This is a genomic window from Clostridium sp. RTP31139st1_H3_RTP31139_211217, assembly GCF_040227035.1.
Taxonomy (GTDB): Bacteria; Bacillota; Clostridia; order Clostridiales; family Clostridiaceae; genus Clostridium; species Clostridium saudiense.
Genome location: NZ_JBCOAB010000004.1, coordinates 19,713 through 39,784, shown reverse-complemented (window position 1 = coordinate 39,784; position 20,072 = coordinate 19,713). Strand labels below are relative to the sequence as shown.

The following is a 20,072-nucleotide window of genomic DNA, read 5'->3' as shown; positions in this document are numbered from 1 at the left end:
ATATAATATTGTTATTAATGTAAAAAAATACAAAAAATAAGGGGGCTATATCTATGAAAAAAATAAAAATGACGACTCCATTAGTTGAAATGGATGGAGACGAAATGACAAGAGTTATTTGGGGCATGATAAAGGAGGAACTATTAAATCCTTTTATAGATTTAAAAACTGAATATTATGACTTGGGGATAGAAAAAAGAAATGAAACTAATGATAAAGTAACAGTAGAAGCTGCAGAAGCTATAAAAAAATATGGGGTAGGAGTTAAATGTGCAACGATAACTCCAAATGCAGATAGAATCAAAGAGTACAATCTAAAAGAAATGTGGAAAAGCCCTAATGGAACAATTAGAGCTATTTTAGATGGAACAGTATTTAGAGCACCAATTACAGTTAGCTCAATTAAACCACACGTAAAAAATTGGGAAAGACCAATTACAATAGCAAGACATGCGTATGGAGATATTTATAAAAATATTGAAATGAAAATAGAGGAAAAAGGAAAGGCAGAACTTGTTTTTACTGGTGAAGACGGAAAAGAGGTTAGAGAAACTATTCATAACTTTGAAGGTCCAGGAGTAATAATGGGAATGCATAATACTAATAAATCTATTGAAAGTTTCGCTAGAAGTTGTTTTAATTTTGCATTAGATACTAAACAAGATTTATGGTTTGCATCAAAAGATACTATTTCAAAAAAATATGATCATACATTTAAGGATATATTTAATGAAATTTTTAAAGCTGAATATAAAAATAAGTTTGAAGAAGCTAATATAGAGTATTTTTATACGTTAATAGATGATGCTGTTGCAAGAGTTATTAAATCTAATGGTGGATTTATTTGGGCATGTAAAAATTATGATGGAGATGTTATGAGTGATATGGTAGCAACTGCTTTTGGATCACTTGCAATGATGACATCAGTTTTAGTATCTCCAGATGGATATTATGAATATGAAGCAGCTCATGGAACAGTTCAAAGACATTATTATAAACACTTAAAGGGTGAAGAAACATCTACTAATTCAATGGCTACTATTTTTGCTTGGACTGGAGCTTTAAGAAAAAGAGGAGAATTAGATAATAATTTAGAACTTGTTTCTTTTGCAGACAAGCTAGAAAAGGCTTCATTACAAACAATAGAGGATGGAGTAATGACTAAGGATTTAGCTATGCTTACAGATTTAAAAGAAGTAAAAACCGTAAACACATATGAATTTATTAAGGAAATAAGAAGTAGATTATAAATTAAAAAAATAGACTGTGGTGCAATAAATATTTTTATTAGTCCCACAGTCTAAACCATATATTGGAGTTATATATGAGGCATAATTTATTATAGGAAACATAAAATAAGCTTGAAAGAAAAGGAGGTAATAAATAAATGTCTCATAAAAATAATAAAAATTCTAAAGACAATAAAAAATCTGGTCAAAAGACAAAGGCTGAATTACAAAAGATGAGAGTAGAAACAGCAAACGAGGTAGGTTATTCTAAAGAATCAAGAAAATTAGGTAAGGATCAACCTAGACCAGATAGTGCTCAAAAAATAGGGCAATAGTCACTACTAAAATTTAATAATAAAAACTTTAAAGATTAATAATATACATAATAAATGAATAATGTAAAAAAGAGTGTTTATAAACACTCTTTTTTATATGTGAAATAATAAAGTTAATTAACCCAGTTACCATCGGTAAAAATTTGAATAGTTTCACCGTTTTTATTAACTCCAGTTATTTCAAGATCTTTAGTTCCAATCATAAAATCAACATGAATAACTGAATTATTAACACCTATTTTTTCAAGTTCTTCTTCAGAATATTTATCTGCATCCTTTATACAAGATTCATAAGCTCTTCCAAATGCTAAGTGACAAGCTGCATTTTCATCAAACAAAGTATTAAAGAAAATTAACTTAGAATTAGAAATAGGTGAATCATAAGGCACAAAAGCAACTTCGCCTAAGTATTTAGCTCCTTCATCACTATCAAGCATTTGTTTTAATACATCATACCCAGTTTCTGCAGTAAAATCAACAACTTTACCATCTTTAAAAGTAATTGAGAAATTATCTATTAAATTTCCACCATAGCTTAAAGGTTTAGAGGAATAAACCACACCATTAACTCCTGTTTTCTTTGGAAGAGTAAATACTTCTTCAGTAGGCATATTTGCATTAAATGCTATTCCATTAACATCTCCTTCGGAGCCTCCAGCCCAAATATGACCTTCTGGAAGTTCAATATTTAAATCAGTTCCATTAGCAGATTTTAAATGTACGCTTTTAAAATTGTTGTCATTCATAAATTTAATTTTTTCTTCTAAGTAAGCATTATGTTTTTCCCAGGCCTTCACCGGATTTTCGGTATCAACTCTTACTGTTTTAAATATAACATCCCATAAAGATTTCATTGCTTCATCATCACTTGCGTTAGGGAATACCTTTTTAGCCCATGAAAGTGTTGGAACTGAAAGTACACACCAACGACATTTATTAGACATTGAATTATCATAGTATTCTTTTAGTGCTGAAGTTCTAGCTTTTTGAGAAGTACCTATTTTTTCAACAGGAATACCTTTTAATCCATCAGGATCACTTGCAGCGATTGAAATAAAGCAAGCTCCTTGTCTAGCATAATAATTATATCCTTCAGCCATCCAATCAGGGTAATCAGCGATAGTTTCTAAAGAGCTATTTTCTAGTTTTATTTTAGTTAGTTTTTGATCACCATAATGTACTATTACATCTTTAGCACCTGCTTTATATGCTTCTTCTGCAATTAGTCTTGCAAATTCTGCGGTTTCAATTGGTGATGAAATAACTAATATATTATCTTTTTGAATATTTACTCCCGTATTTACAGCTAGGGAAGCATATTTTTTTAATAAATCATTATTCATATATAGTTCTCCTTAAAATGTGAAATTATAATTTATAAATATATTATAACATTATAACAGAAAGTATAGGAATTTTATGTTTAAAAAAGCATATATGTTATAAATTATATGAAAATATATATCTGTATGTAGTTTTGTAATAAAACTGTTTTTTTGGTAAGTTTTTAAATATAATATAAAAGCATCTTTAACATTAAAATAAAGAAACTATTATTTATTATTTGTAGTATTATCAAGAGTTATTTATATAACAAAAAAGTAATATAGTAGTAAGTGAAGTAGCAGAGTAAATCTCTGCTACTTCATTTTTATAGATTTAATTATATAATAACTTGTAAGAAGTTAATAATATTACTATAATTATTACTGCAAAAATAAAATTATATTGGCAATTTTGTATTTAACGAAGTTTATGCTGTACAATTATTAATATATAATTTTAAATGTTAAGTAACAGCTAAATTTATTATTAAAAAATTTTTATTTAAAGAAAAGGATAAAACAAATGAAAAATTTATTAGTTAACTTAGTAGAAAAAAATAAAAAATATACACAAGATGGTAAACTTGCATCATATATACCAGCTCTTTTAAAAGCAAATAGCGACCATTTAGGACTATGTGTATATGATATAAAAAATAATGAGGAATATTGGGCTGGAGAAAGTGATATTAAATTTACAATACAAAGTATTTCAAAGGTTGTTAGTTTAATCATTGCACTTAATGATAATGGAAGAGAAAATGTATTTAAAAAAGTAAACGTTGAGCCAACAGGAATGGGATTTAATAGTATAGTAAATCTTGAGATTAGAAATCAAGATAGACCATATAATCCTATGATTAATGCAGGAGCAATAGTAACAACTTCACTTATATTTGGAGAAAATGAAGAACATAAAATTCAAAGAATATTAAATTTCTTAAGAAGAGCTACAAATAATCCCAATATCTCAATAAACAATGAAATTTATGAAAGTGAAAAAGCTACTGGAGATAGAAATAGATCATTGGCTTACTTTATGAAAAGCTCTAATATTTTAGAAGGAAATGTTGAAGATATATTAGATCTTTATTTTAAGCAATGTTCAATAGAAGCTACTGCAAAGGATTTAGCAAGATTTTCAGCTGTAATTGCAAATGATGGTATTGCACCTTGGAATGATGAAGTTTTAATTTCAAGAGAGATATGTAGAATAGTGAAGACTATTATGGTTACTTGTGGAATGTATGATGCTTCAGGAGAATTTGCAGTTCATGTTGGTGTTCCAGCAAAATCAGGAGTTGGTGGAGGAATAATAGCTACAGTTCCTAGAAGATTTGGAGTAGGTATATATGGACCTGCATTAGATTCTAAAGGAAACAGTATTGGTGGAATACATATATTAAAAGATTTATCTGAAGAATTAGAACTTAGTATATTTTAATACAAATATGTTATAATTACTAAATAATAGTTAAAAATATAAAAGTAAAATACTGGAGGAAAGAATGGAAAGATTACTGATTTTAGATTCAAACAGTTTATTAAATAGAGCATTTTACGCAATACCACCATTAACAAATAGTGAAGGAATTCATACAAATGCTGTGTACGGCTTTACAAATATGTTATTTAAAATGAAGGAAGAAATTAAACCTGATTACATAGTTGCGGCTTTTGATAGAAAGGCACCAACATTTAGACATAAAGAATATGAAGATTATAAAGCTGGTAGAAAAAAAATGCCTCCAGAATTAGGAGAACAATTCCCTCTTGTAAAAGAAGTGCTTAATTTATTAGCAGTTAATATATATGAGATAGATGGTTTTGAAGCAGATGATATAATTGGTACTTTAGCTCAATTTGCAGAAAAGAATGGAATTGAAGTATTTATAGTTACAGGAGACAGAGATGCTCTTCAACTTGCAAGTGATAATATTAAAGTTGTTATTACAAAAAAGGGAGTAACAGAGACTGCTGTTTATAATAAAGAGGCATTTATTGAGGAGTTTGGGGTTACACCAACTCAATATATTGATGTAAAAGGCCTTATGGGGGATAAGTCAGATAATATTCCAGGTGTACCAGGGGTAGGAGAAAAGACAGCATTTAAGCTTATTTCTACTTATGGTTCAATGGAAGGAGTACTTTCACACATAGATGAAATTAGTGGTAAAAAGCTTAAAGAAAATTTAGAAACTTATAGTGAGCAAGCGATTTTTAGTAAAAAGCTAGCTACTATTATGACAGAAGTTCCAATAGAATTTGATTTAGAAGATATTAAAAGTCAAGAAAATTACAATAAAGAAGAGCTTAAGAAATTATTCTTTAAGCTTGGAATGAAGTCTTTATTAGCAAAGCTTCCAGGTGATGATTTAGAAGGTGAAGAAGAAGTAGCCAAAATAGAAATAAATGAAGTAACTACAATAGAAGGATTTAAAGAAGTATTATCAGTAAAAGAGGGAATAGCTTTTATTTCTTATAGTACTTGTAATGCAAATCTTTATTCTAAAATAGAATTAGATAAACTATATATAAACTATGGTGATAAAGTTAGTTTAATAGATTTTAAATTGATAAATATGGAAAATTCTAATGAAGCAATTAATCTACTTAAAGCTTTTATGGAAGATGAAAAAATAGAAAAAGTAATTCAAGATGGTAAAAATTTAGTTACAATATTAACAAAGCACAATATTGAAGTAAAGAAATTCATATTTGATACAGTAGTTGCAGCTTATCTTATAGATTCAGCTAAATCAAACTATCCTTTAGAAGTATTAATAAATGAATATTTAATGAAGGAAGTAAAAGGTGAAGGCGATGAATTAATTTGTAATGCTATGGCGAGTATGAAAGAGCTTTACGAATATTTAAAGGACAGGATAGATAAAGAAGGAATGGATGAGCTTTATTATGAAGTGGAACATCCTTTAATATCAATTTTATCAAGCATGGAAGCTATAGGATTTAATGTAAATAGAGAAAAGCTTGATGAACTTGCAGTTAAGTTTAAAGAAGAAATATCTAGAACGGAAAAAGAAATATATGAGCTTTGTGAAGAAGAATTTAATATAAGTTCACCAAAGCAATTAGGTAAGATTCTTTTTGAAAAATTAGACTTACCAGTAATTAAAAAGACTAAAACTGGATATTCAACTAATGCAGAAGTATTAGAAAAATTAATGGATAAGCATCCGGTGGTAGAAAAGATTATTTACTATAGACAAATAACTAAACTAAATTCTACTTATGTTGAAGGTCTAAAGAATGTTATAGATGAAGATGGAGCTATTCATTCAAGCTTTAATCAAACTGTTACAACAACAGGAAGATTATCAAGTACAGAGCCGAATCTTCAAAATATACCTGTTAAGTATGAAATGGGAAGAGAAATAAGAAAAGTATTTATACCACAAGAATCAACTGATGTGTTATTATCTTGTGACTATTCTCAAATTGAACTTAGAGTTCTTGCTCATATGTCAGATGATAAAAATATGATAGATGCATTCAATCATCATAGTGATATTCATACTAAAACAGCCTCTGAGGTATTTAAAGTACCAGTAGAAGAGGTTACACCTCTTATGAGAAGTAGAGCTAAAGCTGTTAATTTTGGTATAGTTTATGGAATAAGTGATTTTAGTCTTTCTCAAGATTTAAAAATAACTAGAAAAGAAGCTGCTGAATATATGGAAATTTATTTTGATAGGTATCCAAAAATAAAAGGATATTTAGAAAGTGTTAAGGAAGAAGCTAAGGAAAAAGGTTATGTTTTAACAGTATTAAATAGGAGAAGATTTATTCCAGAAATAAAATCATCAAATAAAATAGTAAAAGCTCTTGGTGAAAGATTAGCGATGAATGCTCCAATTCAAGGAAGTGCTGCAGATATTATTAAACTTGCTATGGTTAAAGTTTATAATAGAATAAAAAAGGAAAACTTAGAAAGTCAAATGATTCTTCAAGTACACGATGAACTTATTTTAAATGTCAAAGAAAATGAGTTAGAAATTGTTAAGGCATTAGTAAAAGAAGAAATGGAAAATGTACTAAAGATGTCAGTAACATTAGAGGTAGACACAAATATAGGAAATACATGGTATGATGCAAAATAGGGGGTAAAAATGATAAAGATAGGATTGACTGGAGGAATAGGGTCTGGTAAAAGTACGGTTTCATTCATGCTAAAGGAAGCAGGTTTTGAAATAGTTGATGCAGATATAATTGCTAAGGAAGTACTAGTAAAATACCCTGAGATTTTAGAAAAGGTTAAAGTTGAGTTTGGTGCAGGATTCTTTGATTGGAGAGGAGAATTTCGTAGAAAAGAATTCGGTAATCATATTTTTAGATTTCCAAAACAAAGAAAGAAATATGAGGAAATAATCCTTCCATATATAAAGAATGAAATTAATGATAAACTTGAAGAATTAGAAAATAAAAAAACAAGTATTGTAATCTTGGATGCACCAACTTTAATAGAGAATGATTTGCATAAAGAAATGGATTATGTTATCTTAGTTTGGGTAGATAATAATACACAAATTCAAAGAGTAAGATCAAGGGATTCATTGATGAGAGAAGATGCAATTAATAGAATTAACTCTCAAATGCCTTTAGATATAAAAAAGGATTTTGCTAATATAGTTATAGAAAATAATGATACATTAGCAAAAACGAAAGAGCAAGTTGATTTGCTAATTGAATTTTTAAGGTCTATTTAATCTATTTCAAAGTAGGGAGAGGGAATGAAATTTAAAAAAATTATTATTTGGTTAATTGTTTTTTTTGTACTTTTAGCTGGAGGAAGGTATATTATAAAAGAATATATTTATCCCTATAAATACAGCAACATAATAAATGAGTATAGTGCCAAATATGAATTAGATCCATATTTAGTATTAGCTGTAATTAAAACTGAAAGTAACTTTAATGAAAATGCGGAATCTAGCAAAGGAGCAAAGGGATTAATGCAAATAATGGATTCTACAGGAGAGTGGATTGCAGATAAACTTGAAGTTGAGAATTTTGAAACTAAAATGTTATTTGACCCAGAAATAAATATTGAGTTTGGATGTTGGTATTTAAATAATCTTCTGTCAGAATTTGATGATTTAAGCTTAGCATTAGCTGCATATAACGGTGGAAGTGGTAATGTAACTAAATGGCTTAATGATCCCGAATACTCTAGTGATGGTGAAAATTTAACATATATTCCTTTTAAGGAAACTAAAAAATATGTTGATAAAGTAAGTACGAGATATAACGTATATAAATTTTTATATGAATAAAAGGAAGCCGTAAGGCTTCTTTTTTTAGTTAATAGTTAGGAGTTAATAGTTAATAGTGAAGGAATAAATTCAGTTAAGCTGAATTTTAAAATATATTATTTAAGAAATTCCACTGGGGGTTTCTTCCTTAACTCTTAACTAAATATAAATTTCTTCGCAATTTATCCAAACTATGTTATAATCGTTTAGATAATTTTTAAAAAAGGTGTGAAATGATATGAAAGAAAAGGTAGAGTTTAAAGGTAGTGTTATTTTAAACCCAGTACCAGTTGTTTTAATAACATCTAAAAATAAAGAGGGTAAAGAAAATGTTTTTACTGTAACATGGACAGGAACTTCACACCTTATATAAATACAGTATTTTTAGGAAAGGATGTAGTATATGAATAAAATTAATTTTAAAGGCAGTGTTATGTTAAATCCTACACCTGTAGTATTATTAACAAGCATTAATAAAGAGGGTAAAACTAATGTATTCACTATAGGATGGGTAAGTACTGTTTGTACCAAACCGCCTGTAATAGCTGTAGGAATAAGACCAGAAAGATTATCATATGAGTACATAAAAGAAAGTGAAGAGTGTGTGATTAATCTTACAACTAGAGACATGGTTAATATAACTGATTACTGTGGGGTTGTAAGTGGTAAAAGAGAGGATAAGATATCTAAATTAGGATTAAAACTAAATTCTGGTGTTGCTATAAATACACCATCTTTAGAAATTTCTCCAGTTGCATTAGAGTGTAAATTAAAATCTATAACTCCTCTAGGAACTCATGATATGTTTTTATTGGATGTAATGAATGTGAAGGTTAATGAGAATTTATTAGATGAGAAAGGGAAAATACATTTTGAAAGGGCTAATTTAATTGCATATTCACATGGAGAATATTTTGGACTTGATTCAAAGCCACTTGGATCATTTGGGTATTCGATACGTAAGAAGGCAGATAATAAAAAAAGAAAAAGAAGAGTTAAAAAGTAATTAAAAATTAAAGATATAGGGTTATCAGTAGAGTTATTACTTTATCCTATATCTTTTTTATTGGGTAAAATTAATTTATTTAATAGTAGTTTTTAGATAATTATTATGCCCATTCCATTTAATTTTTTCTATAATATCTGAAAGAATTTGTCTCTTGGTTTCGTGGTCAGAAACTAAAAGAAGCTCTATAGCACCATTGTAATCTTTTTGTGAAAATTCTTTATTAGAATTTGATAAGGTGATTATTTTAGACTTTATATCTTGTTTTTCTTCAGATAATGATTTTAGCTTTTTATTAATAACCATAGCTATATCATGGTTAGCTTCCGTTAGATTATCAACAATATTTTCTATCTTTTTTTCATTCCTTTTTAATTGAGCTTTTAAATTTTCTATAGAGGCTTCGCTATTATTTTTTTATCAACAGTTGGAATTTTAAAGTTTATAAGATGATTTAATAATATTTTATAAAGCACATGATTGTTCTTATTGCTATTATTACAATATGAAACTCCATATTTTATCTTTCCAGTACAAATATAATAGTAATTTCTTGTACCATATTTATTTGTATTATTATAATTTATAGTTACAGGACTTCCACATAAAGCACATCTGAATATTCATGTAAAATAACTTACTTTTGAAGATTTAGGTATAGGTTATCGTGTTGTTTGCAACTGAATAAGTTGAGTCTTTAACCATAAGTCAGAAGTTATTGGAGCAAAATGCTTACTAACAGCCATGAATGTATCAGAAGAATTCCACTCTCGCTTTCCTTTTTTTATGGACGTGAATTATAAGTAATGAAGCCGCAGCCATTAGGCTCACCATATACAGGGATATTTTTTGAATTTAAATAATTAATTACATTCTCATCGCTTCTACAGTATATAGGATTGCCAAATATATGTTTAACTGTAGATAATGACCATTTAATATTATGTTTATTTAGCAAATATTTTTGTATTTGATGGAGACTTTTATAAATCATATAGGTATTAAAAATTTCTTTTACTAAAGGAATATCATTATTTTTTTTTAATAAGAAATAGTTTTCCTATTTTCAATAACTTTAACTATATCATAACCAAAAGGAGCAATACTACCACCCTATTTGTCAAGTTTAGCGTTCTCTATTTTATTATCGTTTAAAATTTCATGCAGATAGAGCTATATATAGTGTAAATGATGTAGATGATTTACGGGAATATGATGATCAAGATAAAGCTTATATATTAAGCACAAGAAGCTTAAAGAATGGTGCCACGAGCAGTACAAAGCTTTAGAATTATATTATATAAATAAGGTATCTTATGAATAGATACAAGAAGAATTAAATTGCAGCAAAAAAATACACCAAGCAGATGTATAAATTCAGCCATTAGGGATTTAAGTATATTATTATTTGGTGTTGATAGCATAAAATTAGAAGATGTGGGGTAAATAAAGGGAAAAGATGGGAGTTTAATAGGGTTATTTAAATTATATAATGTTATTGTATCAAGTTATATGTTATTGGTCATATAACCTCTCATAAATTCTCAATATCCTTTTATAAAAAGCACTTAACAAGAAAAAGTTAGGTGCTTTTTGTTATATTTAAATGAAAAAGTGATTAAAAGTATATAAATTAGGTAAAATTTAACGCGGGTATTTTTTATATTAAATCAATAATATAAAGTGAAAATATATTATAGGTGGTGATTATAAATGAGAGCACTTTCAGAAGTAGAAAATCTATCTTTAGCAGCAATTTTGAAAATGGAATCTGATGGATTAGTTATGCAAAGAGCAATAAGTTCTTTAATATCAGATGAAGATTTAAAAAGACAGTCAGAAGCAAGTATATTAGCAACTGAAGGAAGAATTAAAGGAATCCAACAATTTATAGTTGAAAATAAAGTACCAGTTGTTAAGGAAGGATAGATATTATGAGAAATATGATAGGAAATTTAATAAAGAGTAATACAGATATAGATGATAAAAAAATAGCTTTAAGTATGCTTTCATCTGCAAAAGAAGCTGCAGATATGTATCTTAATTCTGCGTTAACAAGTAGTACACCAGAATTAAGAGCTATATATTCAGCATCTTTAACACAAATGGTTGAAGGACATACTGCGCTTACTGAATTAAGTTTAAATAAGGGATGGATTAATCCATATGATACACCTATTAAACAGTTAACATGTTCTTATAATGAATCAATAAATACTATCAATGAAAAATAGTTAAATAATTTGATAAAAAGAACTCTAATAATAGGGTTCTTTTTGTTTTACATAAAAAAGTAAGTATTAAGAAATAAACCCTTAAGAAAATTTAGTAGGAGAAGTGATAAAATATATGATATTAAAGAGTTATAAGTATTGTGGAAGAAGACATAAAAAAGATATAAGTACAAAACAAGTGAAGCAGATAAGTTTAGATGGACAAAAGCATGGCAAAGAAAAAGACAAGAGGTAAATTTCTATTTCAGATATGTATAAGGAAGTTATATAACACAATAAAGAAGTATAACTATAATGACTTAGAAGTTCATCACATAGTACCTATTAAAGAAGATTATTAACTAAGATTAGAGGATAGCAACTTAATAACTGTATGTGAATATCATCATAAATTAGCAGAGAAAGGAACTATGCCAAAGGATGAATTATTGGATATCGTACAAGCACAAGAAGAGGAGAAAATACTTAGATATACTCCGAGTATTTTGACACTTTCAGAAGGGGCATTAGGACACCACGTGTTCATATCTAGAGATAAAATATTCCCACATCAGATTTTAAAATTTATTTTTAGGAAGGAGGCGAGTTATTTATTAGTAAAGCGACAGAAGACGATGAAGAAGAACTTATAATTACAAAGCTAAATAATCTATATAAAATAATAGATTATGAAAAATTTTGTTTATTTTCTGATACATTCATGAGTGAAATCGAAGAGTATAAATTAAATAAACAAGAACTTAACAGTAGTAATTTACTTAGATTATTATAATTATCAATAAATAAGTTTGTAATTTTAGATTATAAACATATATAAAGATAAAACTGCAAGATATATATAGTATTAACTCTAGATACTATAGAAAAAGGTAATCACTCTGTCTACATTTAGTGATTGCTTTTTTTATTTTCTTACGTTTCAAAAATATTTGTTAGGATAAAAGTAAATTAAAGTTGGATATATTACTTAAAATTAAATATATACAAATATTTACATAATAGGATTAGTATTATTTAGTTTTGAGAAATATACTTATAATTCATAAAGAATTGTTTTTAAATATGAAAAGTTAGAATTATTCAAAATATGTACAAAAATAGCATTGTTATGTAACTTATTTATTAATTTCTACATATTATATAATTAAGTAGATATTAAAGGGAGGATTGAGAAAGTTTGAATACTAAAGAGGAATTAAAAAGAAATACTAAATATGCTAAGGCATATATAATACTGCAAAGATATGAAAATTTATTTCAGCCTAATACTGCTTTAAGGATAGGCACAATTTTTAAAGATCTTTATAGACCTTATGTAGAAAATGAAAAATAAATTATTATAGAGGTGATATAATGAATGAAAATGAATTGCTATTTAAAATTATGAAATATATTTTTTATGCAGTAGAGCTTAATTTATATTTAGATAACTTTCCAACAAATCAAAAAGCTACAGATGATTATAATGAAGTTTCTAGAAAGTTAGATTTTCTAGTTTGTAAATATGAAAAATCATATGAACCATTGACTAACTTTGGCTCTGCTTCAATTGAAGCTCCTGAAAAGTGGACATCTAATCCTTGGCCTTGGGACAATAAATAAGGAGGGATGACTTAATGTGGTATTATGTTAAAACACTAGAATATCCAATAAATTTAAAATCTAAAGACTTAAAAATGGCAAAGTTTTTAATGTCTCAATATGGGGGACCAGATGGTGAATTAAGTGCAGCACTTAGATATCAAAATCAACGTTATACAATGCCAACAGGAAAATCAAAAGCATTATTAACAGATATTGCTACAGAAGAGATGGCTCATGTTGAGATGATTGCTACTATGATATATCAATTAATGTCTAATGCTACAAAAGAAGAATTAGTTGCAGCTGATTTGGGCGGACATTATACAGATCACGGTAGAGCTTTATATTACAGTGATGCACAAGGTAATCCATGGACTGCAACTTACATTCAAGCAAAAGGTGATGTGGTTGCTGATATTCATGAAGATATGGCTGCTGAACAAAAAGCAAGAGCAACTTATGAATGGTTGATTAATCTTACTGATGATGAAGAAATAAAAGAGATTTTACGATTTTTAAGGCAAAGAGAAATTGTTCACTTTCAAAGGTTTGGAGAAGCATTAATGGATGTGCAAGATAATTTTAGTACCGTTCCAGGTAAAATTTATCATGAAGAGTGTTTAGTAACTCCTCATCCGAATAAAGTCTACTATGATAGTTATTCAATTAGATAATTAACAATAAAAATAGTAATATTAAGTATTATATACCTTCTATTTATTAAGTAAAAATATGATAAATAGAAGGTGTTTTTTATTATTTTATTAATATAAGGATAGAGTTTATTTATATTCTAAAGTTTAATAATATGTATTGAATATTAATTATTAAAAATTCAAATAATAAATTTGATAAAAATATATTGTTTGGAGGTAAGATAAAATGTTTGAACACAAAAAACAACTATTACATGAAGTAAAGGTTGAAAGACCTAACCCACAATATGCAGTATTAATGCAAGAACAATTAGGTGGTGGAAATGGTGAACTTAAAGCAGCAATGCAATATATTTCTCAAAGTTTTAGAATAAAAGACCCCGAAATTAAGGATTTATTTTTAGATATTGGAGCAGAAGAGTTAAGTCATATGGAGATGGTTTCACAAACTATTAATCTATTAAATGGACATGATGTTAATAATAATGAAGTTTGTAATGGAGAAATTCAAACTCATGTACAATGTGGATTATCACCAGTACTTATTAACTCATCAGGTGCACCTTGGACTGCTGATTATGTTACTGTTACTGGTGATTTAGTTGCAGATTTATTATCAAATATAGCATCTGAACAAAGAGCGAAGGTTGTATATGAATATCTTTATAGGCAAATAGAAGATAAGGAAGTAAGAGCAACAATAGATTTTTTACTTAATAGAGAAGAAGCTCATAATGCATTATTTAGGGAGGCTTTAAATAAGGTGCAAAAGAGTGGTTCAAATAAAGACTTTGGAGTTACAGAAGATTCAAAGTTATACTTTGACTTATCAACACCAGGACCTTCACATGAAGCTCCAAATCCAACACCACCTTCATTTGAAAACCCTAGAAGATAGTATTTAGTGTAGAAAGTATATTAACTTAGTATAAACTAAATTTTAAAGGTATTATATTTAATAATTTATAGTGAATAAATAAGTTAATATTAGAAAATATTAATTAATGAATTTATAATACTGGAGGAATAGTAATGGCAAATTTAAATCAACTAGAATTACAAAATTTGCGTCATTTAATTGGTGCTCATTGTACTATTGAGAAAAAACTAGATTTTTATTCTAAACAATGTACAGATACAACATTAAAAAACATGTTGGCAAAGGATGCACAAGATGCAAAGGCTAACAAAGAAAAGCTAATGTTCTTTTTAGAGTAGGAGGAAAATATTATGCAAGAAAAGGAAATGATAAGTGATTATTTAGCAGGATTAAATGCAAGTTTATCAGGATATGGCAGTATAATTTCTCAGTGTGAAAATGAAGAACTACGTTCTACAATACAACTTATGAGAGATCAAGATGAGATTCGTCAATATGCTCTTTTCAAAATTGCTAAGGAAAAGGGATATTACATACCTGCACAAAAAGCAACAGATACTGAAATTGCTACAGTTAAGCAACAGCTTTCACAAGGATAATGCTTTTTATATAATAAAATACTATATTAGTAACTAAAAAGTATATTATAATTAAATGAGAATAACGTATTATTAAAAAGTTAATATGTGGTGTTTTTTAGTGCGCAATTCAAAAAAATACAGAATAAAATTACAGGTAACTAGATATATAGAAATAATATATCTAGTTCTATTTTGTACAAAAAAACAAGAACGTATGTTTGCGATAAGAACAAATGCTTGGAATAAATAGTACAAATTATGAAATAATGTTATATTTTATAAAAATAACCTATTTGTAGGGTTGGAGAAAAATATAAACTAAGAAAAGATATTATAGATTTGATTCCAGGGCATACATGTTATATAGAACTGTTTTTGGAGCGGTATGGGTTTATTTTGGAAAAGAACCAAGTACGATAGAAGTTATAAATGATATAGATAAAGAATTAATAAATCTATTTAAAATGATAAAATATCATTCTCCAGAGATTGAAAGATTATTAGGGTATGAGTTTTCTAGAAGAGATATTTTTGAAGAGTATAAAAACTATAATATAAATTATTTAACTGAAATACATAGAGCTATTAGGTTCTTATATTTAATAACTCAAAGTTTTGTTGGTAAGGGGAAGACATATGGATATGGAACTACAACTAAACCAAGTCAAAAAGTATTTTATAAGAATATGTTAAGTGACATAAGAGAAAGACTAAGCAACACATATGTAGAGAATTTAAGTTTTGAAAAAATTATTGATAAATATGATAGAGATATAGCTTTTTCTTTTGTGATCCTCCGTATTTTGAAACTGCAGGATATGATAATAAGTTTGGAGAAAAAGAACATATCATTTTAAGGGACAAGCTTAAAATTTTAAAAGGTAAATTTTTGTTAACTATTAATGACCATGAAAAAGTAAGAGAATGGTACGAAGAATTCAATATAAAAGAAGTTGAAGTTAATTATTCGGTTTCGAGAGCTGCAGAAGGAAGAGGTAAATACAGGGAGTTAATAATAACTAATTATTAAGACTAATATGATTAATTAGGGAAAACTGAATGAAGTAAGGGGGAAGTAGAGTGAAGATAAAAATAAAAAATGGTAAATTAATAATAAAGGTAAAAAAGAAAAATACAAGATAGTAAATTAATAAAAATACTTCTACATACATTATTTATTTGATATAATTTTATAGTTGCTAAAGCTAATGCTATATTAAAAAATTACTGTATTTATGTATGGAGTGGAACAGTATGTACTAAGCCTCCAATGTTATCAATATCTGTGAGACCAGAAAGACTATCTTATGAATATATAAAAGAAACAATGGAATTCACAGTTAACCTTCCAAGTAGTGATATGACAAGAGCTGTTGACTACTGTGGAGTTAGACCGGGACGTAAGTTTGATAAAATAAAAGAAATGAATTTTACAATGGTAGAGGGGACAAATGTAGATGTTCCATATATAAATGAATGTCCTATATCGATTGAATGTAAAGTTAAAAGTATAATTCCTCTTGGTACACATGATTTATTTATTGCAGAGGTAGTAGGCTCATATGTAGATAAAGATTTAATGGATGAAAAGGGGAAAATTCATCTTGAAGAAGCTGATTTAATTACATATTATCATGGAGAATACTTCAAAATGGATACAGAAGCCTTAGGTAAGTTTGGATATTCAGTAGCAAAAAAGCCAATACATAAAAAAGAAGTCAAAGCAAAATTAGATGATACTAAAGTAAAAGAAGTAAAGCAAAGCTCTATATTAAAAAAGAATTCTAAGAAAAAATCTGTAAAAAACAATAAGAATAATAAAAATAAAGGTAAAAAGAATTTTATTACAACAAAAAATACAAAGAAATTAAAAAATAAAGTTAAATAAAGAAATGAGGATGAAAAATGTTTATAATATCATATAGACTTCCATATGAAAAATTAGATTCAACTATAGAAGAATTAGCTATAAATGACATTTATAATGTTTTCTATGAAAATCCATTAGAGATTACTACTGACGATTACGGATATGGATATATAGAAAGAGATGATGAAGAAATAATATTAAAGGTTGCCTATGAAGAACAAGAAGGTCTAGAAGAGTTTAAAGAAAAGTTAAAAGAGATTTTAAAAATGGATTATATAGATGTTGAGGAAAACAATAATGATTATACTACATTTGATTTTCCTGCTATTCATTTAGATGATAAATATGTTATAGCTGGACCAGAAGAGGAGTTTGAGGGAAAAACAAAAATTAACTTTATATCTCAGGGGGCTTTTGGAACAGGGCTTCACGAAACGACTCAAGATATATTAAAGCTAATTTTAAATGAGTTAGATTTAAAAGATAAAACTGTTTTAGATATTGGAACAGGATCAGGTATACTTTCGATTGCTGCATCTATTGCAGGAGCAAAAAGTATTGTAGCAGTTGATATAAGAGATGTTGAAGATGAGGTAATGTTAAATGCTTCATTGAATAATTTAACTAATATAGAAGCTGTAGTAGGAAATATATTAGATGATACTGAATTAGTTAAGGAAAGTTTTGATTGGATATTCATAAATATTGGTGGAGAAGAAACTAAGATGTTTATGGAATATATAAAGTCTCATTTAAAAGAAGGTGGAAATTTATTAGTTTCTGGACTTGTAGAATGGAGCTTTGATGAAGTTAAGAATAATGTTGAAAGCTATGGCTTTAAACTTATAAGCAAACATCAAACGAATGAATGGGTAACTGCAGTATTTAGATAGTAACAAAGATAAAATTCTATAAGGGTAGTGGCTTATAAGTTTTAAGTGACAAGTTTCAAGTTGAGGAATAAATTTAGCATAGGCTGAATTTCTAAATAAAAAAGAAACTCCAGAAGGAGTTTCTTTTTTATTTGTTTTTTGTCACTATTTTAGTATCTAGAATATCTTCCTCTTCTATTTCTTCTACGTCTCTTAGAGTTCATCATTAATTTTATTGTTACAAATAATAATACAATTATTAAAATTATTATTAATAAAGAAAGAGCGTAAATTCCTATATTAGCTTTTAATATTTGACCAGTACTTAAAGTGATAGATCCCTTAACAGTTTGAGTATAATCACCACTAGTATAAACTAAATCAACATTGTTATTAGAAGCAACCTTCCAAGCATTTAGTTCATTACTTGGTACTTCTAAATTAGAATGAGTATCATTAAAGCTATTTTGATAATATTCAATATCTTGATCTAAAACAACAGGAGCTGTAATAGTTTTTGTTGGACCAAAGAATCTAAATAGTTTATAGTTTAATTCAACAGTAGATATTTCGTCTCCAGCAGATTTATAAGTAGTTTTTTGTGCATCATAGCTATAATCAGCAATTGATTGAGTGTCATTAAATACATTCATTCCATCTGCTCCATATAGAGAACCTAAAACTACAGTAATTAAATTTCTTCCGTTTCTGTTATAGTATCCTACAAAGCAATGACCAGCTTTAGTTTCATTACCAGTTTTACCACCAATATTACCATCAACGCCAAGTAATTTATCTCTAGTTTCGATATAAATTGTCTTACCATCTAAAATAACAGACGTTTTATCTATTCCCATAGATTCTCTTACCCAATCATTTTCATAAGCAGCTTTAGCAATTAAAGCTAAATCGTAAGCTGTAGTAACATTATGATTGTTAGCATCAATTTCTAAACCGTTAGGATTAACAAAGTTAGTGTTTACCGCGCCAAGTTCTTTAGCTCTTTGGTTCATTAATTCTGTAAATTTTTCTACAGAACCAGAAACAGATTCAGCCATCATAACAGCAGCATCATTTGCTGAATAAACCATAACAGCATCCATTACTTCATTAGCAGTTAGTGTATCACCAGGTTGTGCAGTATTACCAATAAAATTATTTAATGTTGTTTCTCTTAGTGAAACTGAATTTTCAGTGTAAGGAATTAAATCATCCTTATTTTTGTTTTCAGCAAATAGTAGAGAAGTTAATAATTTAGTTGTACTTGCAGGTGAACGTTGTTCATCAGCATTTTTTGAATAAATAATTTCGCCTGTATCTAAATCCATAGTAATAGCAGATTGCCCCATTATTTGAGGCTCAGTTGCAGCAAATACATTAATAGTATTAAAGAAAGGTACTACTAATGATAAGCATAGTGTTAGAACAAAAGCTCTAAAAAATTTCTTTGACATATAATCTCCCCGTCCTTCTTATAAGTAAATATTATTATTTTTGTTTATTGTTTAACCTGTTAATCATTACTTCTTTAGCTTTTATTTCTAAAGAATCGTCTAGTCTTTCTAAAGCAACTTCTGAGTACTTCATTTCTAAAGCTGTTTTAATAAATCTATCTGCTAGTTCAGGATTTTTTGCAAGTAATGATCCATGGAAGTATGTACAATAAGTATTCTTATATATACAGCCTTCATAGCCATCAGATCCATTATTACCATAACCATGAACACATTTTCCAAGTGGCTTTAATCCATTAACATAAGTTCTACCAGAGTGATTTTCAAATCCAACATAAGTTTCATTGAAATCTTCATTGTAAATAACAGTATCTCCAATAAATCTAGTATCTCCAGCTTCAGTATAAATATCTAATATGCCTAAGCCTTCAATTCTTTCACCATTAGGAGCAGTATAGTATTTACCTAATAATTGATATCCACCACAGATAGCTATTAGAACTTTACCATTATTAATGTATCTTGATAACTCTTCTTTTTTATTATTCATCAAGTCAGAAGATACTATCGATTGTTCAAAATCTTGGCCACCGCCAAAAAATACTATATCGTAATCATCTGCATTAAATTCATCATTGATTGAAATGTTAAGTATATTAACTTTAATTCCACGATTTTCAGCTCTGTGTTTTAAAATTAATATATTTCCAACATCACCATATACGTTTAATAAATCAGGATAAAGGTGACAAATATTTAATTCCATAATAGCC

Annotated in this window: 25 protein-coding genes and 2 pseudogenes; 21 read left to right on the top strand and 6 right to left on the bottom strand. The window is 27.7% G+C overall.

Going from position 1 to position 20,072, the window contains the following annotated elements; all coding sequences use genetic code 11:
* Positions 1-53 precede the first annotated feature (53 nt).
* Both ABUA17_RS03075 and ABUA17_RS03070 read left to right on the top strand, forming a co-directional pair.
* Positions 54-1,250 carry an NADP-dependent isocitrate dehydrogenase gene (locus ABUA17_RS03075; RefSeq protein ID WP_055277000.1) on the top strand — a complete coding sequence of 399 codons (1,197 nt, stop codon included), beginning with the start codon at positions 54-56 and terminating at the stop codon, positions 1,248-1,250.
* A 137-nt stretch (positions 1,251-1,387) separates the two neighbouring features.
* The gene (locus ABUA17_RS03070) at positions 1,388-1,564 is read left to right on the top strand and encodes a small, acid-soluble spore protein, alpha/beta type (protein WP_070098824.1); all 177 of its coding nucleotides are present in this window, start codon (positions 1,388-1,390) and stop codon (positions 1,562-1,564) included.
* A gap of 113 nt (positions 1,565-1,677) precedes the next feature.
* Here ABUA17_RS03070 and ABUA17_RS03065 read toward each other — a convergent pair whose 3' ends face one another.
* On the bottom strand, positions 1,678-2,907 hold the full coding sequence (locus ABUA17_RS03065; protein WP_195951144.1) for an aminopeptidase: 1,230 nt from the start codon (positions 2,905-2,907) through the stop codon (positions 1,678-1,680).
* Positions 2,908-3,412: 505 nt separating this feature from the next.
* Between ABUA17_RS03065 and glsA the strand changes: the two genes are divergently transcribed.
* The 6 genes from glsA (at position 3,413) to ABUA17_RS03035 (ending at position 9,168) form a co-directional block, all read left to right on the top strand.
* Positions 3,413-4,333 (top strand): glutaminase A, encoded by a 921-nt coding sequence (glsA, locus tag ABUA17_RS03060; protein WP_042396069.1) that lies wholly within the window; start codon positions 3,413-3,415, stop codon positions 4,331-4,333.
* 64 nt (positions 4,334-4,397) lie between these two features.
* Positions 4,398-7,010, top strand: coding sequence for a DNA polymerase I (gene polA / locus ABUA17_RS03055; RefSeq protein ID WP_042396068.1), 2,613 nt, complete (start codon positions 4,398-4,400; stop codon positions 7,008-7,010).
* A gap of 9 nt (positions 7,011-7,019) precedes the next feature.
* Positions 7,020-7,616: a dephospho-CoA kinase gene (gene coaE, locus ABUA17_RS03050; protein ID WP_195951142.1), complete on the top strand. Its 597-nt coding sequence runs from the start codon at positions 7,020-7,022 to the stop codon at positions 7,614-7,616.
* Positions 7,617-7,640: 24 nt separating this feature from the next.
* The gene (locus ABUA17_RS03045) at positions 7,641-8,183 is read left to right on the top strand and encodes a lytic transglycosylase domain-containing protein (protein WP_042396063.1); all 543 of its coding nucleotides are present in this window, start codon (positions 7,641-7,643) and stop codon (positions 8,181-8,183) included.
* A gap of 217 nt (positions 8,184-8,400) precedes the next feature.
* Positions 8,401-8,535, top strand: coding sequence for a hypothetical protein (locus ABUA17_RS03040; RefSeq protein ID WP_394805629.1), 135 nt, complete (start codon positions 8,401-8,403; stop codon positions 8,533-8,535).
* A gap of 30 nt (positions 8,536-8,565) precedes the next feature.
* Positions 8,566-9,168 carry a flavin reductase family protein gene (locus tag ABUA17_RS03035; protein ID WP_042396061.1) on the top strand — a complete coding sequence of 201 codons (603 nt, stop codon included), beginning with the start codon at positions 8,566-8,568 and terminating at the stop codon, positions 9,166-9,168.
* Between the two features lie 75 nt (positions 9,169-9,243).
* Here ABUA17_RS03035 and ABUA17_RS03030 read toward each other — a convergent pair whose 3' ends face one another.
* The 3 genes from ABUA17_RS03030 to ABUA17_RS03020 all read right to left on the bottom strand — a co-directional run bounded on the left by ABUA17_RS03030 (position 9,244) and on the right by ABUA17_RS03020 (position 10,195).
* A complete protein-coding gene (locus tag ABUA17_RS03030) occupies positions 9,244-9,474 on the bottom strand; it encodes a hypothetical protein (protein WP_195951141.1) in 231 nt (76 codons plus the stop codon).
* Positions 9,475-9,560: 86 nt separating this feature from the next.
* Positions 9,561-9,791: a recombinase zinc beta ribbon domain-containing protein gene (locus tag ABUA17_RS03025; protein ID WP_082423865.1), complete on the bottom strand. Its 231-nt coding sequence runs from the start codon at positions 9,789-9,791 to the stop codon at positions 9,561-9,563.
* A 161-nt stretch (positions 9,792-9,952) separates the two neighbouring features.
* Entirely contained in the window at positions 9,953-10,195 is a 243-nt protein-coding gene (locus tag ABUA17_RS03020; RefSeq protein WP_349817909.1) for a recombinase family protein, read from the bottom strand.
* 686 nt (positions 10,196-10,881) lie between these two features.
* Here ABUA17_RS03020 and ABUA17_RS03015 point away from each other — a divergent pair.
* The 13 genes and pseudogenes from ABUA17_RS03015 to ABUA17_RS02955 all read left to right on the top strand — a co-directional run bounded on the left by ABUA17_RS03015 (position 10,882) and on the right by ABUA17_RS02955 (position 17,866).
* Positions 10,882-11,097 (top strand): hypothetical protein, encoded by a 216-nt coding sequence (locus ABUA17_RS03015; protein WP_055277013.1) that lies wholly within the window; start codon positions 10,882-10,884, stop codon positions 11,095-11,097.
* 5 nt (positions 11,098-11,102) lie between these two features.
* Entirely contained in the window at positions 11,103-11,402 is a 300-nt protein-coding gene (locus ABUA17_RS03010) for a spore coat protein (RefSeq protein WP_042396055.1), read from the top strand.
* A gap of 209 nt (positions 11,403-11,611) precedes the next feature.
* The gene (locus ABUA17_RS03005) at positions 11,612-11,743 is read left to right on the top strand and encodes a hypothetical protein (RefSeq protein WP_278336329.1); all 132 of its coding nucleotides are present in this window, start codon (positions 11,612-11,614) and stop codon (positions 11,741-11,743) included.
* A 69-nt stretch (positions 11,744-11,812) separates the two neighbouring features.
* Positions 11,813-12,034, top strand: coding sequence for a hypothetical protein (locus tag ABUA17_RS03000; RefSeq protein ID WP_042396052.1), 222 nt, complete (start codon positions 11,813-11,815; stop codon positions 12,032-12,034).
* Positions 12,035-12,579: 545 nt separating this feature from the next.
* On the top strand, positions 12,580-12,735 hold the full coding sequence (locus tag ABUA17_RS02995; RefSeq protein ID WP_078061294.1) for a spore coat associated protein CotJA: 156 nt from the start codon (positions 12,580-12,582) through the stop codon (positions 12,733-12,735).
* A 20-nt stretch (positions 12,736-12,755) separates the two neighbouring features.
* Complete coding sequence (locus ABUA17_RS02990) at positions 12,756-13,004, top strand: spore coat protein CotJB (RefSeq protein WP_042396051.1); 249 nt, start codon at positions 12,756-12,758, stop codon at positions 13,002-13,004.
* Between the two features lie 14 nt (positions 13,005-13,018).
* Positions 13,019-13,573, top strand: a pseudogene (locus ABUA17_RS02985) (manganese catalase family protein); the annotation flags it as partial.
* Between the two features lie 295 nt (positions 13,574-13,868).
* Positions 13,869-14,540, top strand: a complete 672-nt coding sequence (locus ABUA17_RS02980) for a manganese catalase family protein (RefSeq protein WP_042396048.1) — start codon at positions 13,869-13,871, stop codon at positions 14,538-14,540.
* Positions 14,541-14,674: 134 nt separating this feature from the next.
* Positions 14,675-14,860 carry a hypothetical protein gene (locus ABUA17_RS02975; protein WP_042396045.1) on the top strand — a complete coding sequence of 62 codons (186 nt, stop codon included), beginning with the start codon at positions 14,675-14,677 and terminating at the stop codon, positions 14,858-14,860.
* A 12-nt stretch (positions 14,861-14,872) separates the two neighbouring features.
* Positions 14,873-15,121 carry a spore coat protein gene (locus tag ABUA17_RS02970; RefSeq protein WP_042396043.1) on the top strand — a complete coding sequence of 83 codons (249 nt, stop codon included), beginning with the start codon at positions 14,873-14,875 and terminating at the stop codon, positions 15,119-15,121.
* Between the two features lie 273 nt (positions 15,122-15,394).
* Positions 15,395-16,133 (top strand): annotated as a pseudogene (locus ABUA17_RS02965) (DNA adenine methylase).
* A 162-nt stretch (positions 16,134-16,295) separates the two neighbouring features.
* Positions 16,296-16,991 (top strand): flavin reductase family protein, encoded by a 696-nt coding sequence (locus tag ABUA17_RS02960; RefSeq protein WP_055277017.1) that lies wholly within the window; start codon positions 16,296-16,298, stop codon positions 16,989-16,991.
* 17 nt (positions 16,992-17,008) lie between these two features.
* Positions 17,009-17,866: a 50S ribosomal protein L11 methyltransferase gene (locus tag ABUA17_RS02955; RefSeq protein ID WP_042396038.1), complete on the top strand. Its 858-nt coding sequence runs from the start codon at positions 17,009-17,011 to the stop codon at positions 17,864-17,866.
* A 149-nt stretch (positions 17,867-18,015) separates the two neighbouring features.
* Here ABUA17_RS02955 and ABUA17_RS02950 read toward each other — a convergent pair whose 3' ends face one another.
* Positions 18,016-19,299, bottom strand: coding sequence for a D-alanyl-D-alanine carboxypeptidase family protein (locus ABUA17_RS02950; RefSeq protein ID WP_042396036.1), 1,284 nt, complete (start codon positions 19,297-19,299; stop codon positions 18,016-18,018).
* Between the two features lie 34 nt (positions 19,300-19,333).
* Entirely contained in the window at positions 19,334-20,065 is a 732-nt protein-coding gene (locus ABUA17_RS02945) for a type 1 glutamine amidotransferase (protein WP_042396033.1), read from the bottom strand.
* Positions 20,066-20,072 lie beyond the last annotated feature (7 nt).

Excerpts from the sequence above, each read along its gene's own strand:
- ABUA17_RS03075 (WP_055277000.1), top strand. The coding sequence starts at position 54 with ATGAAAAAAATAAAAATGACGACTCCATTAGTTGAAATGGATGGAGAC.
- ABUA17_RS03070 (WP_070098824.1), top strand. The coding sequence starts at position 1,388 with ATGTCTCATAAAAATAATAAAAATTCTAAAGACAATAAAAAATCTGGT.
- ABUA17_RS03065 (WP_195951144.1), bottom strand. The coding sequence starts at position 2,907 with ATGAATAATGATTTATTAAAAAAATATGCTTCCCTAGCTGTAAATACG.
- glsA (WP_042396069.1), top strand. The coding sequence starts at position 3,413 with ATGAAAAATTTATTAGTTAACTTAGTAGAAAAAAATAAAAAATATACA.
- polA (WP_042396068.1), top strand. The coding sequence starts at position 4,398 with ATGGAAAGATTACTGATTTTAGATTCAAACAGTTTATTAAATAGAGCA.
- coaE (WP_195951142.1), top strand. The coding sequence starts at position 7,020 with ATGATAAAGATAGGATTGACTGGAGGAATAGGGTCTGGTAAAAGTACG.
- ABUA17_RS03045 (WP_042396063.1), top strand. The coding sequence starts at position 7,641 with ATGAAATTTAAAAAAATTATTATTTGGTTAATTGTTTTTTTTGTACTT.
- ABUA17_RS03040 (WP_394805629.1), top strand. The coding sequence starts at position 8,401 with ATGAAAGAAAAGGTAGAGTTTAAAGGTAGTGTTATTTTAAACCCAGTA.
- ABUA17_RS03035 (WP_042396061.1), top strand. The coding sequence starts at position 8,566 with ATGAATAAAATTAATTTTAAAGGCAGTGTTATGTTAAATCCTACACCT.
- ABUA17_RS03030 (WP_195951141.1), bottom strand. The coding sequence starts at position 9,474 with ATGGTTATTAATAAAAAGCTAAAATCATTATCTGAAGAAAAACAAGAT.
- ABUA17_RS03015 (WP_055277013.1), top strand. The coding sequence starts at position 10,882 with ATGAGAGCACTTTCAGAAGTAGAAAATCTATCTTTAGCAGCAATTTTG.
- ABUA17_RS03010 (WP_042396055.1), top strand. The coding sequence starts at position 11,103 with ATGAGAAATATGATAGGAAATTTAATAAAGAGTAATACAGATATAGAT.
- ABUA17_RS03005 (WP_278336329.1), top strand. The coding sequence starts at position 11,612 with ATGGCAAAGAAAAAGACAAGAGGTAAATTTCTATTTCAGATATGTATA.
- ABUA17_RS03000 (WP_042396052.1), top strand. The coding sequence starts at position 11,813 with ATGCCAAAGGATGAATTATTGGATATCGTACAAGCACAAGAAGAGGAG.
- ABUA17_RS02990 (WP_042396051.1), top strand. The coding sequence starts at position 12,756 with ATGAATGAAAATGAATTGCTATTTAAAATTATGAAATATATTTTTTAT.
- ABUA17_RS02980 (WP_042396048.1), top strand. The coding sequence starts at position 13,869 with ATGTTTGAACACAAAAAACAACTATTACATGAAGTAAAGGTTGAAAGA.
- ABUA17_RS02975 (WP_042396045.1), top strand. The coding sequence starts at position 14,675 with ATGGCAAATTTAAATCAACTAGAATTACAAAATTTGCGTCATTTAATT.
- ABUA17_RS02970 (WP_042396043.1), top strand. The coding sequence starts at position 14,873 with ATGCAAGAAAAGGAAATGATAAGTGATTATTTAGCAGGATTAAATGCA.
- ABUA17_RS02955 (WP_042396038.1), top strand. The coding sequence starts at position 17,009 with ATGTTTATAATATCATATAGACTTCCATATGAAAAATTAGATTCAACT.
- ABUA17_RS02950 (WP_042396036.1), bottom strand. The coding sequence starts at position 19,299 with ATGTCAAAGAAATTTTTTAGAGCTTTTGTTCTAACACTATGCTTATCA.
- ABUA17_RS02945 (WP_042396033.1), bottom strand. The coding sequence starts at position 20,065 with ATGGAATTAAATATTTGTCACCTTTATCCTGATTTATTAAACGTATAT.